The sequence below is a fragment of the Enterococcus avium ATCC 14025 genome (genome assembly GCF_000406965.1).
In the GTDB taxonomy this organism is placed as follows: Bacteria; Bacillota; Bacilli; order Lactobacillales; family Enterococcaceae; genus Enterococcus_A; species Enterococcus_A avium.
Window position 1 is genome coordinate 105,154 of record NZ_KE136357.1, and the last position, 14,520, is coordinate 119,673.

Sequence of the window (14,520 nt, forward strand, 5' to 3'; positions counted from 1 at the left end):
TTAAATTCAAAAATTAGACATCGATTGATTATTAAAAAATTTGATCTTTTGTGAGGAGGACAACTGATGGAAGAACATTCAATTAATTACAAAAGCATGAATTGTCTGGCTCTAATTAAATTTGGACATCGAATAGGACACGGTTGGTATCGAATATTGGTAAAAGCTGAAAAGGAACTTAGCGAATTTGGTGTGTCGATTGAACGAGTAGAAAGAAAGCAAGGGATTCTTTCGCTTGTTACTGATTTAGAGCCAAGTGAACAGTCTTCTCAGATCCAAAATATCCTATATGAGGCAGAACTAGCTAGTGAAATGACTTGTGAATGGTGTGGCAACTATTCCGTTTCGCAAATATTTATTGATAAGGAACTTTTTACAATCTGTGAAGGGTGTGAAGAAAAATGTGAAAGTCTAGATGGTGTTGAAAAACGATTGCGTATGAATAATAGTCAGGATCTTGAAAAGGTAATTGTACGCATGAGCCTCGAAATCCAACGATTACAACATCAACTCGAACACTTTAAAATGGGGTGTAATCATTATAAGAAGAGAAGTGAAAAATTATCCGAAAGATTGAAAAATAATCGTAATGATTTTCATAAGAAAAAAATACAAGTTGTGACTTCAAAAGAAAAAAGGACTTATTAAGGAGAGTATTATGAAAAAGAGAAGAGATATAAAGCAGCAAACAGTTATTGAAAAAAGAAAAAATTTGGGTAAAAACCTTGGAAAGGGTTTAGCTTTAAGTGCTTTTACAATGGCAGGTGTACTCATATTAAAGGGACAAGACATACAAGCTTCAGAAATGGATGGTAAATGGGAAGCGCGATCGATTGAGCAAATCAAAAAGGATGTTGAAGGAAAAAAAGAATATACTATTGTTTGGGGAGACACGTTAAGCGGTATTTCTTTAGCAACGAATGTCACAATGGAAAAATTAGCTTCATTGAATGGCATTGGAGATTACAACTTGATTTATGCAGGGAATAAGTTGGTGTTTGAAGGCAATGTCGTAACTGTTCAAGATCAAAATGGTGTAGTGACTGATCAACAACAAATTACGGAGTCGGATAAAATAGTTCCGAATCAACCGATTGGTGAGTCTGTAGGTCAGGCCTCGCCAGCTCCAAATATGTCAAATACACAGAACCAAACGAATGTCGCATCCTCTGATCCGGCTTCGACACCTTCTGGTAATGGTGAAAATAAAAATGACGGAACAACAGGCAATGGAAGTTCATCTGGTGGAACAAATAATGGTGGAGTGGTGACTAATCCTACGCCAACTCCAACACCAGACCCTGATCCTACACCGACACCGACTCCAGAGCCACAAGTTCAATTCACAGTCTGGTTCTACGCTTATGAAGGTGATGATCAATCAAAGAATATCGAAAAAGGAAGTCGATTATTCTCAACAGAGGGTGAGGCAACAAGCTTTATTGATGGGTATGCGGATAGTTTGTTAATGGAAGGAATTGCTGGAAGTTATGGGGTAATGTCCTGGGAATCCTAGATTGAAGTGAAAACACTTATAAGGTATAAGTGCAGACTGTAAACAAAAGACGTCTCGAACTCGTAATTTGAGTTTGGGACGTCTTTTTATCTGATTTCTTTCGAAATTCAAGACAAATAAAGGCTACTTGCCTTTCCATAGCCAGGTGGCTAATTTCTTTAAATTCATTGCGGGGTTGTCAACTAAACTGTGGAAGTTAAATAGTTAAGAGTTTTTAACAACCCAAATTCTCTTGGCTATTTTTAAAATCAGATAAATTTTAATTGGACACATAGTTGAATAAACCTACCGTTGTTATGGAAGGTAAATCGCATACTTTTCAATTCTAGAGGAGAAGGTCTCGTTGATCATTAACTGATTAAGCACCATAGCCCAGTTTTGGATTTGACCACCTGACCACTTCGCGTGTAATTCTTTCGTGCGTAAATAAAGTAGTTTTAGGAGTGCATTCTCATTAGAGAATGCTCCTTTTTTTGTGACTTTTCTGAAGCTAGAGTGAACACTTTCAACCGCATTGGTAGTGGACATAATTTTTCGAATGGCACTACCATAATCAAATAATTGTTCAATATGTGCAAAATTCCGTTTCCAGACATCTACAGCACCAGAATAATGAGACCACCGATTTTGAAAACTGTCAAAAGTAGCATGTGCAGCGTTTAGAGACGAAGCACCGTAGAACTTTTTCATATCTCGGCAGACTTCCTTATAGTCCCTACTTGGAATATAACGCAATGCATTTCGAACAAGATGAACAATACAACGCTGAACAATTACCGATGGAAAGATCGCTTTTGCGCCTTCTTCAAGACTAGAAACCCCATTCATAGAAATGAAAAGGACCTCTTCGACATCACCTGCTTTCAATTCATCGAACACTTGCATCCAGCGATTTTTAGATTCTGTTTGATTTAACCATAAACTTAAAATTTCCTTATTTCCTTTGAGATCATAGCCAAGAATGGTGAATACAGCACATTCTTTGGTTTCATAATTTTCTTGTAAAGTAACATACATACAATCAACGAATAGAAAGGCATAGCACTTGGCTAGGGGGCGGCGGGCTTGCCATTCTTCCAATTCAGGTAGAATAGCGTCAGTGATATCTGAAATTATTACATGGGAAATATCAAAGCCATAAATATCTTCGACGGTTGCGGCAATATCTCGTTGACTCATTCCTCGTGCATACATGGAAAGAACCTTCCCTTCGATATCGGAGACATCTCGTTTTCGCTTATGAATTAACTCTGATTCAAAGGGAACATCAATAGCTACTTCACTAAAACTGGTTTTAAGCGTTTTATTTCCATAGCCATTTCGACGGTTATCGTGTTCCTTAGGCTCTTTAGAATGGACATCATAACCTAAATGGTTATTCAATTCTCCTTGAAGCATTTTTTCAAATAAGGGACCCAAACACCTCTTTCAAAGCATCTTGCATGTCATCGACAGATTCAGGTTGATAGGCATTCAGAATGGATTTAGCTAACTTTTCGGCATCAGGATTTCTTTTCTTTCTGCAACTTCAATTTGTTCTAACAAATGGATTGCTGAAATGGCATTTTTCGTTTGTCTTTCATATAAAAAGAAGACAAGTGGATTTCCTAAACCATCTATCAATGCATGAATTTTCGTTGTTTTCCGTCACAGGTATTACCAATATGCTGTTTCACATTGCTCAGTTTGCCATATTTTTCACATGCATTAGGTTGATCAGCTTTTATTTATGTAGAGTCGATGCTGATATTGTTGCTTTCGCTTAAAGAATTAGAAAGATTGCTATTAATAAACCACTGTCTCTTAAGAATAAAAGCGAGTGTAGACAATTTTCTGAAAATCGTATCGGTCTTCTGGTAGGCCACACAGATACGAGCGCTCCAATTAACCTGAACATATCGCATCTTTGCGGAGTTTTCAGATATGTCATAGTTCATTTTAAAATATTTTTTTACAAATTACCTAAAGTGTTCATAGACATAAATATTAATTAAAATAACGTATAGTGATTAATTAACGAAGCTTTTTCAAGGATAATCATCCTTGTTGAAGAGAAAAAAATCCTATTTTTAAATTCATAAAGAAATGAAAATTTTGTTTTTGTTGAAAAGAAAAAAATACAAGAAGAACAAGGAATAGAAAATGTAGATGACTCTGTAGGAATCATTGACTTAATTCTATTTTTGGTGTAACTTTTATATTAATATAAAAGTTACAGTGAATGAGGAATGGAAATGAACAATGAGGATAAATCGAAAAAGAAAAGTGCCTATAGTCTATTAGTCCAATTATCCAAAAAAATTGAAGCAGACATAGAAGAAAATGGTACTAATTATGACGCACTTTACATGGTAATGCTCTCATGGGAGGAAGAGGCAAAACGGCAAAAAGAAATTGTTAATCGTTTAAGGATAACAGCTAAAAATAATAAAGAGAATTTTGGAAAACTAAAAGAACACAATCGGAAAGCAAATGAAGAAATAAAAAATTTGAAAAGTGTATATTTAGAGTCAGAAAAAGAAAAGCAAAATCTGAGGCTGGAGTACGAAAAGGCGAAGAAGAGAATAAAAGAGTTGGAGAAAATAAGTAAAGAAGAATTAGAATATTACCGTAGAGATTTGGATCTAGATGATCAACTTAATAAAAAGAAAAGATATCTTGAGGAAAAAGAGCATGCTATTGATCAAAAAATTAATAACTCTGCTCTTGTTCACAATAGAAAAATTAATAAGTTAAATAAGGAGGTAATTGATCTGAAGAACACTATTAAAGAGCTAAAAGAAATAAGACCATTTATTTACCAGAAAAGGCGGGAGAAGAAAGAGTTAACTTCAGAAATGAAGGAAAAAAAGCGAGAGGAATTACGTGGTAAACGAGGCGGAAGTCAATTAACGGATAAACAAATAGAACGCTTGTTACTTATTTATAAAAATAGAAAGCAAATTCCTGTAGCTCAGGCAATTAGTAAGTTGGCTATTTCACGTAGAACCTATTACAGAGTGATCAATTTAGATTACACTTATGAGAAAACTAGGAATAGGATTAGAAAAATTGCTGACAAACTGGGGATAGTTTTACCTGAAAAGAAAAAAGAATAATTGAAAAGATTTAGATGCTATTGATTCTTGACGTATATAAAATGGTTTTATCTCAGAAAACAGAAGGATTTTTGGTTAATTTAGTGTATAGTAATGAAGTTAAAACCAGTCTGATTATAATAAGCTGCGAAGATTCGAACATTCTTGTTAACATCTATCTTACCGAGTTTTCAACCAACCTTGGAGGGACCATACAGAGCCTTTTACTTGTAAAATGAAAATTGAATATATTTCCTAAAGGAGTATTCCAAAAGCTGCGGAAATTTTTCGGGGCTTTTTGATATGGGTTCGATCATCTTTTTCTCGGACTAATCCAAACAAATATTTTGTAAAATTTGGTGCGTTTAACTGGCTATAAAAGAGGTGCATCTATAGAAGCACCTCATGACACGAATGGAATAAGTTATAGTTCTGCTTTTAGGATTTGTTTGGCGATGACATCTGTAGTGATCAGATCAGTAATCAGATGATTGACACAAGAATAATAAACACCGGACCATTTATCCTCATGATACGCCAATGCCACAACCTGCGGAATTTTCTTAAGATCTTCAATACTAATACCAATGACATTTGTGTTGGTGTCATGGTCGACCTCCACACCGTTTTTATCAAAAAATCGGGAATTCATGTCACCAACAACGTGCAAATCCTCCAACTCCTTAATATCCGTTTTGGTAATATAGCCAATTTCTTCCATAGTGTTGATGTGGTAAGGCGAGGAGATACTGACAATTGCCATATCAACTTGCTTGGCCTCGTCTAAAATTTCACGAATATATTCATTGTTTTCAAACTCAGAACGAATGGTGGAATTGCTTACTAGGGCAGGGGTGTATAAATATTTTGATGAGCTTCTTGTCTTACGTGCGAATTCATAACACAGCTGATTGGAATGAATATCAAAATTGTTTATCCCCATCCCTCCGATGAGCGGAATAAAAACCTTATCAGAATAGGATTCAAAAGGAAACTGAGTGACTAAGGATTTGATTGATTTCCCCCAAGAGAGCCCGATTGATTGAACGTTTTCGATCTTCCCCTTAATTGCCAGAGCGGCTGTTTGTCCTAAAACTTTTTCTATTTCTGAAGCAGATAAATTATTCGTATCAATAACAGTTGCGGATTTTAAACCAAACTTTTCTTCTAGTTTATTTTCGAGTTCAACAGAGTAGACTTCTTCACTATTAAAGAAAAATTCGATAAATCCTTGGTTTCTTGCGGCGACTAGCCATTTGGAAATGAGCGATCTAGAAACGCCTAGTTTCTTTGATATTTGTACTTGTGTTAAGCCTTCTTTGTAATAGAGGGTAGCTACTTTGATTAAATTTCGTTCTTCAGATTTATTCATTAAAAAACCTCCTTTTCAATAACACCGTTTAATCCTTTCTTTGATTTTATACCAAAATCGATTAAAAAAAAAGATTAAAATCCCAATTGACATCTTTTGTGTCACCTGCTATTATGAACTCGATCATATCGGATGACACAATTCGTGTCAAATGATATGAAATCGCGCGCGCGTATCAAATTCTACAACAGGAGGAAGGTTATGGATTTTTTAGTTAAGTTATCAGACGGTTTTATTGGGATGTTTCAAGCAGGTGCTGAAACGTTTGTTGGTTTTCTGACAGGAATCATTCCACTGCTGATTACGTTGATTCTTTTTATAAACGCTTTGATCAAGATTATCGGCGAGGAAAGAGTTTTCGGATTTATGCAGATGTGCACGAAGTTTTTTGTTCTAAGATATACATTAATTCCATTCTTAGCTTGTTTTTTCCTGACAAATCCGATGTGCTACACATTCGGTCGATTTTTGAAGGAGGAGCATAAGGCTGCTTACTATGATTCAACTGTCTCTATGCTTCATCCGATTGTCGGATTATTTCCTCATGCGAATGCTGCTGAACTTTTTGTCTATTTAGGAGTTGCTCAAGGTTTCGCGAAAGTTGGTAGTCAAAGTGAACTAGGGCTGAGATATCTTCTGGCGGGCTTTGTAGTCATTCTTATTCGCGGTGTGATCACCGAACGAATTGTTGCCATTTTATCAAGTCGAGATAAGAAAAAAGCAGTCAATGCTTAGACCGAACGCGGAGGGGAAAAAATGAGTAAAAAAGTGATTGTTCATAAAGGAAAGGGCGGATGGGGCGGCCCATTAACTCTTACTCCTGACCATAAGAAACGATATGTGATCAGCGTTACAGGTGGAGGAATTCATCCGGTGGCTGAGAAAATTGCTGAATTAACGGGAACAACAGCCGTTGATGCTTTTAAAAATCCAGTTGAAAAGGAAGAAACGCTTGCGGCAGTGATTGATTGTGGCGGAACAGCCCGTTGCGGTACCTATCCGCGAATGAGGATTCCGACAGTCAATGTTAAATTGCAAGCGCCTTCTGGACCGCTAGCGAAATTTATGACTGAAGATATTTTTGTCTCAGGAACGACTATCAATGATCTTGAGTTAGTCAATGGTGACGGTACTGAAGACGCTGTTGTTGAAGAAATCAAAACAGAACCGATGGCTTCGACTGTGGAAGAAATGCCGAAGGAACAAGCAACAACCGAATCCAACGGCAACGGAAATGAGAAGAAGGGCTTCATTGGGTTCATTGACAAAATCGGTCGAGCAGCCGGCAACTTCATTAATATTATGTATCAAGCAGGTCGAGAAACGATTGATACAGTGATGACGAACATTCTGCCGTTTATGGCGTTTGTTGCTACGTTAATCGGAATCATTAATTATACTGGCATCGGTGATTTGATTGCGAAGGTCTTGTCACCGCTCGCGGGAAGCTTGATTGGTTTAGTAATTTTGGGTTTGATTACTAGTTTGCCATTTCTATCACCATTGTTGGCGCCGGGGGCTGTCATTGCTGCGGTAATCGGACTTTTGATCGGGACGGAAATTGCCAATGGAACGATCCCGCCCCACTATGCGTTACCTGCGTTATTTGCAATCAACTCGCAGGTTGGTTGTGATTTCGCGCCTGTTGGAATGACTTTGGGAGAAGCTGATCCTGATACGATTTCTACCGGTGTTCCAGCAATTTTATTTTCACGTGTGATTACAGGTCCATTGGCGGTCGTTGTGGCCTATTTCATGTCATTTGGACTTTAAAAAAAATTAGAGGTGAGTAAATTGATTCCAGACAAAATCAAATTTGGATGTTTAGTAGAAAAGGGCGTTGCAGAAGTAAAAGAAATGCCAATGCCAGAGCTTTTGGCAGATGAAATCTTAGTGAAGCAGGATGCGTGCAATATCTGTACAACAGATTATCAACAATGGCTGGGCTTGCGTGAGCACCAAGGCTATCCCATGGCAGGCGGTCACGAATGTTCGGGAACGATCGTGGCTAAAGGTTCTGCGGTAGGCGACACCTATGATGTTGGTGATCGCGTGAGTGTTGTTTACGATTATTGCGGGTATTGTGATGAATGCAAGCATGGAGAAGTGACCGGGTGTGAGAATATCAAACAATTTGGTCACAACTACTCAGATGAGTGCTATGGAATCTTTGGCTTTGCCAATTATTTCGTCAGAAAAGCAAAAAGCTTTGTCAAGATGAATCCAGATTTGTCGCCGTCTGAAGCGGCGTTTGTTGAGCCGTTATCGTCTGTTATTCAAAATATGAAAAAACTTCGTGTGAAATCTGGAACGGATACAGTTGTTGTTATCGGCGGAGGCACAATGGGATTATTAAATGCTGAAACAGCGCGCGCTTTTGGCGCAAGGGTCATCGTTTCTGAACTGATGGAGAAGAAGGTCGAGATTGCAAAATCAATGGGCTTTGAAGTAATCAATCCAAAAGAAGTTGATCCAGTCCAAAAGGTAAAAGAACTGACGAATGGCAAAGGAGCTGACATTGTGATCGTCGCAGTAGGAGTTACACCGGCGAACAATCAAGCCCTGCAAATGGTCAAACCGAAGGATGGGAAAATATCCATGTATGCCGCAGGTTATCCTGCCCCTGAAATGGATGTTGATCCAAACAAGGTTCACTATATGCGTTTGGAGCTGATCGGCACTTATGGTTCTACTTTAGAGGATTTTTCTGACGCTGCTGAAATGCTGAACACCGGCAGGGTAGATGTTTCGAAGCTAGTAGAAACACAAATTCCATTAGATGAAATCCAAAAAGCGTTTGAAACAGCAAGCACACCAGGAAACTATCGCGTTTCAGTAATTTTAAATTAAAGAATAGGAGAAGGTTAGATGGCTAAATGTTTGGCAATTGCAGATTTATTCATTGATCAGAAAATGATGAGTGACGGGTTACTTTTATTGAAGGAAAAAGGTATTGAGGTTGAAGTGAAGGAATGGAAGCACGCAGATTTAGAAGCTCTCCAAAAGGACAACATCACACTGGAAAAACAGGGCAGTGAAGCAGTTGATCTGCCAGCTTATTTAATAGAAGGAATCGAAGAGTACGAATACATCATTACTCAGTTTGCCCCGATCGGTAAAAAAGTGATCGACAAAGCGACTAGTTTGAAATTTGTCGGTGTGCTGCGGGCCGGAATTGAGAACGTCAATCGCCAGTACGCGGAAGAAAAAGGGATTACGGTTTTTAATACACCTGGACGAAGCGAAACGAGTGTTTCTGAATATGCGGTAGGCTTAATGCTTTCTGAAATTCGCAATATCGCTCGCGCCGATCGGAAATTACGCAACGGCGAGTGGGAAAAGCATTATCCGAATGGTGTATTGGCTCCTGAATTGAAGGAATCCGTTGTTGGATTAGTCGGTTACGGCGCGATCGGGCAAAAGGTAGCGAACTTGGTACGACCATTTGGCGGCAAGATCATTTTCTTTGATGATTATTTCACTGGAGAAAGCGAAGATACGCAGGTTTCCTTGGATGAGTTGGTTGTTCAAGCTGATATCATTTCGATGCATTATCGTTTAACGCCTGAAACAAAAAATATGTTGAATAAAGAGCATTTCAAAAAAATGAAGTCTTCGGCAGTCGTGATTAATAGCGCCCGTTCAGGATTGATCAATGAAACAGATTTGATCGAAGCGTTACAGACAAAAGAAATCACGGGAGCGGCAGTCGATGTTTTCGAACAGGAACCCTTACCAGCGGATCATCCGTATTTGACCTTAGAAAATGTAACGATCACGCCGCATATCGCGGGATCGACCATTGGAAACTTTGCGAATTCACCAAAAATTTTGGCGAATCGCATCCTGAATGAGTATCTATAAGAGATAGGAGAATACGTATGGCTGAACTTCGCTTAGCATTGCTGGTGGTCCTGTTGCTGGCGCTCAATGTATTCACATCACTGAGACATTCGAACTACTATAAAAAGACAGTCGATAATCTCGTAAAAGAGAACAGTCAAGGCTTCTTAGGAATTGGAATGTCTCAAAGCAGGTTTAAAGCAAGAAGCATTGTATTGATGGTGGCGAATCCAAACGGCGTGATTGAAGAATGCCAAGTAATGACTGGATTGACGATCTTTGCGAAGTTCAAGCGCTATTCAGCTATTGAGAAGCATCGCATTGATACGATTCCGGAAGCTGTTTTAAAGGTGAAGCATGAAGAAGCGTTAAAACAATCAATCGATTTCATTAAAAATGAAATAAAAACAAAGAAAACATCGGAGGAAAGAACATGACATTATATGGAAAATTGTTAGAGAGAGAACAAAATGGCGCGCCAATCAAGGTTGGGGTAATTGGTGCAGGGCAAATGGGCTACGGCATGGTTTCACAAATTTCAACGATTCCAGGTATGATTGTCGCAGGAATCAGCGATATTAATTTAGATGCGGCAAAAAGAGCGGCAGATGCCTACAATGCCAGTGCGGCTGAAAAAGTAAATATTTTGACAAGTACAGACTTTAAAGAAATCGTTCACTCACCAAATGTTGAAGTGATTGTCGATGCGACAGGTGTTCCAGAAGCAGGAGCGAAAATCTCATTGGAAACGCTGATTGCCAAGAAACATTTAGTGCTCTTAAATGTAGAGATCGATATTACCGTGGGACCTTTAATGAAGAAACTCTACGATGCCGCTGATCTTGTTTACACTGGTTCAGATGGTGACGAGCCTGCAGCAACCGTTCAAATGTATGAATTTGCCAAAAGTATGGGGATGGAAGTCCTTGTAGCCGGCAAAGGAAAAAACAATGCCTTAAAAGTAAGCGCGAATCCAGATACTGCCCAGGCAGAAGCAGACTCCAAAGGGATGAACAGCCACATGCTGGCCGCATTCCAGGATGGGACTAAAACAATGGCTGAAATGAACCTCTTGTCTAATGCGATTGGCTACGTTCCAGATGTTGTGGGGATGCATGGAATCTCAGCGGACTTAGACGGAACAGTCGAAAAATTAAACTTGAAAGAAAACGGCGGCGTTTTAAATAGCTTTGGCGTTGTCGAATATGTTGATGGGATTGCTCCAGGAATCTTCTGTATCGTGAAAGGACAAAATGAAGGCGTTCAGCACGAGCTAAACTATTTATTGAAAAAAGGCGAGCGTGATCATCATATCTTATTCCGTCCGTATCACCTGTGCAGCTTGGAAACACCATTAACTATCGCGCGAGCAGTCTTAGAACATGATACAGCCATCGTTCCTTTAGGTGCACCAATTTCCGAAACTGTTGCAGTGGCAAAACGTGATATTAAAGCAGGTGAAAAAATCGATGGCATCGGCGGGTATTGTGTTCGCGGTGTGTTAGAAACACATGCTGACATGAAGAAAAACGGTAACGTGCCAATTGGTTTAGTCGGAGGGACTTCAGTTGCCAAACGTGACATTAAAGATGGCGCCTTTTTGACGATCGATGATATTGAGTTAGACGAATCAACGACTGTTTACAAATTGCGTAAATTACAAGATGAAACTTTTGCATAGAAATCTATTTTAAGACGAGTTAGGAGTCTGATTATGTACAAAACAAAAATCATAGAAATCGGTCCGATCGTTGAGGATTTCGCAGAAGAATTTCTATTAGTCTTATTCGGTCCGCAAGCAATGGCAGAACTGAGAGACATCTGTGTCATTCATGAAAGTTCGGAAGAACCGAAAGACGTAATCCAGAAGAACGGACGGTTGACTATTGGAGAACAGGAATATCGTATTCTTGATGTGGGTGAAGAGGCGAATCCAAATTTTGAGTCACTAGGACATATTTCTATCTATTTTAGAGATGGCGAAAATAATGAAATTCTGCCTGGTGCAATTTTAGTCGAACCAAAGGTATTTCCAGTATTAACTGTCGGAGATGAAATCTCATTTGAATAGTTCAAAATCAGTTAATCCATAGTAAAGGAAGGGAATTATGAATACTTTTGAAGAAAAAAATATTATAAAAATTGCTTGCTTATACTACGAGGATGGACTGACACAAGCTCAAATCGCTAAGATAATTGGCGTTTCCCGTTCTCTTGTTTCTAAGCTTTTACTGGATGCAAGGGAACAGGGGATTGTAGAAATTACGATCAACAGTAAAAATGAGTATACCTCCAAATTGGAACGCTCTTTGGAAGCAGTCTATGGATTGAAAACCGCCATGGTCATTGATTCTAAGGATCTCACGAATGAAGAGGTTGAAAAAGTAGCTGCCAACTATGGTGCTCATTATTTGAACAATCGTTTGAAGTCAATTGATCGTATCGGAATCTCGTGGGGGAAAGGAATCCGCCGTATCGTTGATTCTATTATTCATAGCTCCAACATGGCAGTCTCTGTCGTGCCATTGATTGGTGGAATGGGCGATTCACATGTTAATATTCATTCCAATCAGCTGTGTCATGATCTTGCCCGAAAAATTCGAGGGCAATCAAAATACCTGTATACGCCTGCGATGCTACCAGATGAGCAATTGGCGGTCGCTTTAAGAAACAATCAAACGATAAAATCAGTTCTTGATGATGGTTCCAACGTTGATTTTGCGATTGTAGGTTTAGGAAATCCTTATGCGGGAAGTACAATGGAAGAGATAGGCTATCTGACTGGAAAAGATATTCAACAGTTGAAAAAAGATAAGGTTGTGGGGGATATCAATTCCAATTTTTTTAATGCTAATGGCCAGAAAGTTGATAACGAGATCAACAAAAGTATCGTGGGAGTTACGTTGGAAAATATCAGAAAAATGCCTCAAGTAATGACGATTGTGGATGACATCAGAAGAACGGATATTGCAAAAATCGCCATTGAGACAAATCTGATTAATATTCTTGTAACGACAGATAAAATTGCTCAGGCGTTGTTGGATGCAGCTGTGGAATAGAAATTTAATGATTTGAGAAGAGCATGATAAAATAGATACAAATACCTTGTAAACGATCAATTTCGAAAGTTTGTGAGGTATTTGTTTTTCTATTTAAAAAGAACAACAAACCTTGATCTTTAATGGGTATATCAAATGATCATGAACTAACGTGTTTTCCTGAGTATTTTACGATTAAATTCTTTTTTGAAAATGTCTTATTAAACAATAGTTTTATTTAATTTAATTCCTATTAATCATGTTTTCTATATTCACGAGTTGAAAATTTACCAATTTTGACACAGAAAATGAGTAGAAATTTATTCTGTACTACTATAGAGTAATTAGTAACAAGTTTTTTTAGATTATGGAGGCTGAAGGAATGGAAAATAGAGATTGGTACCAAAAAAGAGAAGGGCAAGCAGAGCATTTGGTTTATTTAGACAATGAAGGCAAGGAATTGGAAAAATTGATCAATGGTGAGAAAACAATGATCATTCGCGGTTCGGCTGGTAAGAAGAGTCCGCTTGGTGGGCGAGCAAAAGAGAACGATATCCTATATTTTGTTGAAAAGGGCGGAAATATGGAAATCACTCACCGCGGTCTGCTAACCAAAGTGATTGAGAAATACAAAATGACTCCTGAAGAATCAACGGAGTTTATCGAAGGTTTTGGACAGGAGCTAAATTTATCTGAAAAACAAAAAACTAGATGGTATGGAAAAAAGTGTATCGGACTCTATGAAGTTAGCCATTTAGAGAAGATTGAACCCTTCTATTATAATCGCGAAAAAAATATGGATGATTGGATTATTACAGACAACCTTGAGGATATTCAATTGTAAAAAGGATAATTTTTTTATTAGCCACCCAATGACTAGGCTCAACGGTCATTGGGTGGTTATTTTTACGGGAAGTAAGTTAGTAGATTTGTTGTTGACGGGAGAATGTTCATATGAAATAATATACATATGAATATAAATTCATATGTAAAAGGAGGAATTCACATGCTAATACGTGTTAGTGCATTGCTGGGTTTAACAGCCTTCTATTTGATTTACCTTGGGAAGGCATGGGTGCTAAGAAAACAGGGAATCAAGGTTAACTTACTGGGTGACAAACAGAGTTCGCGTGAAAAGTATTTTGAAATTGTTTTACGAATCATGACTGGATTTGGTGCGCTTATTCAGTTTCTTGCGCCATTCCTATTCGCTGTTAATCAAACAGGCTGGCGATATGCTGGATTAGTTCTAACTTTTTTAGGAGTAATTTTATTCTTTATTGCGGTCAAAGCGATGGGATTGAATTGGCGAGCGGGCTTTAATGAACAACAACGAACAGAATTAGTGACTACTGGAATTTATCGATTTAGTCGAAATCCGGCTTTTGTGGCCTTTGATTTGTTGTATCTGGGTTTTGCGCTGATATTTCCGAATCTCCTTATGATTGTAATGGCGGTGTTGGCGTTGTTCCTGTTTGATTTGCAGATTCGCGGAGAGGAAAACTATTTGACCACTGTTTTCGGTGAGCGCTATCGGGACTATCAAAAAGCGGTGAGAAGATATTTGTAATGCAAAAATTTACAATGCATTTCCATTGAATCCAATTATTTTCCAATCGATTTCATTTTCGGTAGACTAAAGAGGTTGAGACAATTTCACGATTAAAGTCAAAA

General features: G+C 38.3%; 14 protein-coding genes and 2 pseudogenes. 14 read left to right on the plus strand and 2 right to left on the minus strand.

Features of this window, described 5'->3' with window-relative positions:
• The first annotated feature begins 66 nt into the window (after positions 1-66).
• Together OMU_RS00500 and OMU_RS00505 are read left to right on the plus strand one after the other, a co-directional pair.
• Positions 67-648 carry a hypothetical protein gene (locus tag OMU_RS00500; protein WP_016178008.1) on the plus strand — a complete coding sequence of 194 codons (582 nt, stop codon included), beginning with the start codon at positions 67-69 and terminating at the stop codon, positions 646-648.
• 10 nt (positions 649-658) lie between these two features.
• Positions 659-1,516, plus strand: a complete 858-nt coding sequence (locus OMU_RS00505; protein WP_016178009.1) for a LysM peptidoglycan-binding domain-containing protein — start codon at positions 659-661, stop codon at positions 1,514-1,516.
• Between the two features lie 294 nt (positions 1,517-1,810).
• Here the strand turns inward: OMU_RS00505 and OMU_RS00510 are convergent.
• Positions 1,811-2,996 (minus strand): annotated as a pseudogene (locus OMU_RS00510) (IS256 family transposase).
• A 754-nt stretch (positions 2,997-3,750) separates the two neighbouring features.
• Between OMU_RS00510 and OMU_RS00515 the strand changes: the two are divergent.
• Entirely contained in the window at positions 3,751-4,614 is an 864-nt protein-coding gene (locus OMU_RS00515) for a hypothetical protein (protein WP_016178011.1), read from the plus strand.
• 403 nt (positions 4,615-5,017) lie between these two features.
• Here the strand turns inward: OMU_RS00515 and OMU_RS00520 are convergent, their stop codons facing one another.
• Positions 5,018-5,965 carry a sugar-binding transcriptional regulator gene (locus tag OMU_RS00520; RefSeq protein WP_016178012.1) on the minus strand — a complete coding sequence of 316 codons (948 nt, stop codon included), beginning with the start codon at positions 5,963-5,965 and terminating at the stop codon, positions 5,018-5,020.
• 201 nt (positions 5,966-6,166) lie between these two features.
• On the opposite strand from OMU_RS00520, the gene srlA reads away from it, so the two are divergent.
• The 11 genes and pseudogenes from srlA to OMU_RS00570 all read left to right on the plus strand — a co-directional run bounded on the left by srlA (position 6,167) and on the right by OMU_RS00570 (position 14,416).
• Positions 6,167-6,700, plus strand: a complete 534-nt coding sequence (gene srlA / locus OMU_RS00525; RefSeq protein WP_016178013.1) for a PTS glucitol/sorbitol transporter subunit IIC — start codon at positions 6,167-6,169, stop codon at positions 6,698-6,700.
• A gap of 21 nt (positions 6,701-6,721) precedes the next feature.
• Positions 6,722-7,738 carry a PTS glucitol/sorbitol transporter subunit IIB gene (srlE, locus tag OMU_RS00530; protein WP_016178014.1) on the plus strand — a complete coding sequence of 339 codons (1,017 nt, stop codon included), beginning with the start codon at positions 6,722-6,724 and terminating at the stop codon, positions 7,736-7,738.
• 21 nt (positions 7,739-7,759) lie between these two features.
• Positions 7,760-8,815, plus strand: coding sequence for a zinc-dependent alcohol dehydrogenase (locus OMU_RS00535; RefSeq protein ID WP_016178015.1), 1,056 nt, complete (start codon positions 7,760-7,762; stop codon positions 8,813-8,815).
• Positions 8,816-8,833: 18 nt separating this feature from the next.
• Complete coding sequence (locus OMU_RS00540; protein ID WP_016178016.1) at positions 8,834-9,829, plus strand: 2-hydroxyacid dehydrogenase; 996 nt, start codon at positions 8,834-8,836, stop codon at positions 9,827-9,829.
• A 17-nt stretch (positions 9,830-9,846) separates the two neighbouring features.
• Positions 9,847-10,245: a transcriptional regulator GutM gene (locus OMU_RS00545; RefSeq protein ID WP_016178017.1), complete on the plus strand. Its 399-nt coding sequence runs from the start codon at positions 9,847-9,849 to the stop codon at positions 10,243-10,245.
• Complete coding sequence (locus OMU_RS00550; protein ID WP_016178018.1) at positions 10,242-11,489, plus strand: NAD(P)H-dependent oxidoreductase; 1,248 nt, start codon at positions 10,242-10,244, stop codon at positions 11,487-11,489. Before OMU_RS00545 ends, OMU_RS00550 begins: the two co-directional genes overlap by 4 nt.
• 33 nt (positions 11,490-11,522) lie before the next feature.
• Positions 11,523-11,879: a PTS glucitol/sorbitol transporter subunit IIA gene (locus OMU_RS00555; RefSeq protein WP_016178019.1), complete on the plus strand. Its 357-nt coding sequence runs from the start codon at positions 11,523-11,525 to the stop codon at positions 11,877-11,879.
• Positions 11,880-11,916: 37 nt separating this feature from the next.
• Positions 11,917-12,009, plus strand: a pseudogene (locus OMU_RS24050) (hypothetical protein); the annotation flags it as partial.
• 66 nt (positions 12,010-12,075) lie between these two features.
• The gene (locus tag OMU_RS00560; RefSeq protein WP_370447998.1) at positions 12,076-12,867 is read left to right on the plus strand and encodes a sugar-binding transcriptional regulator; all 792 of its coding nucleotides are present in this window, start codon (positions 12,076-12,078) and stop codon (positions 12,865-12,867) included.
• A gap of 361 nt (positions 12,868-13,228) precedes the next feature.
• On the plus strand, positions 13,229-13,690 hold the full coding sequence (locus OMU_RS00565) for a hypothetical protein (RefSeq protein ID WP_016178021.1): 462 nt from the start codon (positions 13,229-13,231) through the stop codon (positions 13,688-13,690).
• Positions 13,691-13,852: 162 nt separating this feature from the next.
• A complete protein-coding gene (locus tag OMU_RS00570; protein WP_016178022.1) occupies positions 13,853-14,416 on the plus strand; it encodes a methyltransferase family protein in 564 nt (187 codons plus the stop codon).
• Positions 14,417-14,520: the final 104 nt, after the last annotated feature.

Coding starts and splice junctions, on each gene's coding strand:
- OMU_RS00500 (WP_016178008.1), top strand. CDS start 67: ATGGAAGAACATTCAATTAATTACAAAAGCATGAATTGTCTGGCTCTA.
- OMU_RS00505 (WP_016178009.1), top strand. CDS start 659: ATGAAAAAGAGAAGAGATATAAAGCAGCAAACAGTTATTGAAAAAAGA.
- OMU_RS00515 (WP_016178011.1), top strand. CDS start 3,751: ATGAACAATGAGGATAAATCGAAAAAGAAAAGTGCCTATAGTCTATTA.
- OMU_RS00520 (WP_016178012.1), bottom strand. CDS start 5,965: ATGAATAAATCTGAAGAACGAAATTTAATCAAAGTAGCTACCCTCTAT.
- srlA (WP_016178013.1), top strand. CDS start 6,167: ATGGATTTTTTAGTTAAGTTATCAGACGGTTTTATTGGGATGTTTCAA.
- srlE (WP_016178014.1), top strand. CDS start 6,722: ATGAGTAAAAAAGTGATTGTTCATAAAGGAAAGGGCGGATGGGGCGGC.
- OMU_RS00540 (WP_016178016.1), top strand. CDS start 8,834: ATGGCTAAATGTTTGGCAATTGCAGATTTATTCATTGATCAGAAAATG.
- OMU_RS00545 (WP_016178017.1), top strand. CDS start 9,847: ATGGCTGAACTTCGCTTAGCATTGCTGGTGGTCCTGTTGCTGGCGCTC.
- OMU_RS00550 (WP_016178018.1), top strand. CDS start 10,242: ATGACATTATATGGAAAATTGTTAGAGAGAGAACAAAATGGCGCGCCA.
- OMU_RS00555 (WP_016178019.1), top strand. CDS start 11,523: ATGTACAAAACAAAAATCATAGAAATCGGTCCGATCGTTGAGGATTTC.
- OMU_RS00565 (WP_016178021.1), top strand. CDS start 13,229: ATGGAAAATAGAGATTGGTACCAAAAAAGAGAAGGGCAAGCAGAGCAT.
- OMU_RS00570 (WP_016178022.1), top strand. CDS start 13,853: ATGCTAATACGTGTTAGTGCATTGCTGGGTTTAACAGCCTTCTATTTG.